Raw genomic sequence first — 680 nt, 5'->3', positions numbered from 1 at the left:
AACGTACTCTAGAGAACAACAACCCTTTTAAAAAGGACATTTATATGCAATATCAGACGCTTCCACAAATCGATGAACAAGTCTCTAAAATCTGTCTAGGTACGATGACTTGGGGCCAACAGAACACCGAAACTGAAGCACACGCGCAAATGGACATGGCGCTCAGCGAAGGGGTAAACTTTTGGGATACAGCTGAGATGTACCCTTCACCGCCAGACAAAGACAAGCAAGGTGATACAGAGCGTTACGTAGGCACATGGTTTAACCAGACCAAACAGCGTGACAAGGTCATACTTGCCAGCAAAATGTCACCAATGAGCTTTTTGCGTGACGGTCAAACGCGTTTTAACGCTGAGCAAATCAGTAGCGCGATTGATAGTAATCTTGAGCGTCTACAAACAGATTATATCGACATCTACCAGTTGCACTGGCCTGAACGCCAATCCAACTACTTTGGACAGCGCGGTTATACTGAAGATATGGCAGCGCAGCCACTAGAAGACCTCACGCCGTTTTTGGAAACCATCAGTGCTTTAAATGATGAAATTAAAAAAGGTCGTATTCGTGCTTATGGGCTATCGAATGATACTGCTTGGGGTCTGATGCGCTATTTATGGGAAGCGGATAAAAATGGACTAAAAGCGCCGATTACGGTACAAAACCCTTACAGCCTACTTAAC

General features: G+C 44.9%; 1 protein-coding gene. It reads left to right on the top strand.

The genetic code is table 11. From position 1 onward, the window contains the following. Positions 1-44: 44 nt before the first annotated feature. A partial coding sequence (locus tag ACS8FD_RS21020; protein ID WP_439277295.1) for an aldo/keto reductase occupies positions 45-680 on the top strand: 636 nt, incomplete at its 3' end.

The organism is Psychrobacter sp. 1U2 (genome assembly GCF_051847575.1).
Note: the sequence above shows the minus strand (reverse complement) of the source record. Positions and strands in the feature narration are given on the sequence as shown.